Source organism: Azospirillum palustre (genome assembly GCF_002573965.1).
GTDB lineage: Bacteria > Pseudomonadota > Alphaproteobacteria > Azospirillales > Azospirillaceae > Azospirillum > Azospirillum palustre.
Map to the genome: position 1 here is coordinate 735725 of NZ_PDKW01000040.1, position 621 is coordinate 736345.

The following is a 621-nucleotide window of genomic DNA, read 5'->3' on the forward strand; positions in this document are numbered from 1 at the left end:
CTGACGGCGGCGGGCGGCATCGACGCGGTGACCCATGCGCTGGAGGCCTATGTCTCGGTGGTGGCGAACGAGTATTCGGACGGTCAGGCCTTGCAGGCGTTGAAGCTGTTGAAGGAGCATCTGCCCTCGGCCTACCGCAACGGCAGCCAGGATCCGAAGGCGCGGGAGCTGGTTCACAATGCGGCGACGCTGGCCGGCATCGCCTTCGCCAACGCCTTCCTCGGCGTGTGCCATTCGATGGCGCACAAGCTGGGGGCGGAGTTCCACATCCCGCACGGCATCGCCAACGCGCTGCTGATCGCCAACGTGATCCGCTACAACGCGGCGGACATCCCGACCAAGCAGACGGCGTTCAGCCAGTACGACCGTCCGAAGGGCGTGGCGCGCTATGCGCAGATCGCCCGTCATCTGGAGTTGGGCGGCAGCCGCGACCATGAGCGGGTCGAGAAGCTGATCGGTTGGGTCGAGGAGATGAAGCGGGCGCTGGAGATCCCGGCCTCGATCCAGGCGGCGGGGGTGCCGGAGGCGGCCTTCCTGGCGCGGGTCGATGCGATTGCCGAAGCGGCGTTCGATGACCAGTGCACCGGCGCCAACCCGCGCTATCCGCTGGTCGCCGAGATC

General features: G+C 67.6%; 1 pseudogene. It reads left to right on the forward strand.

The window, feature by feature from the left end:
- A pseudogene (locus CRT60_RS13160) lies at nt 1-621 on the forward strand (bifunctional acetaldehyde-CoA/alcohol dehydrogenase); the annotation flags it as partial.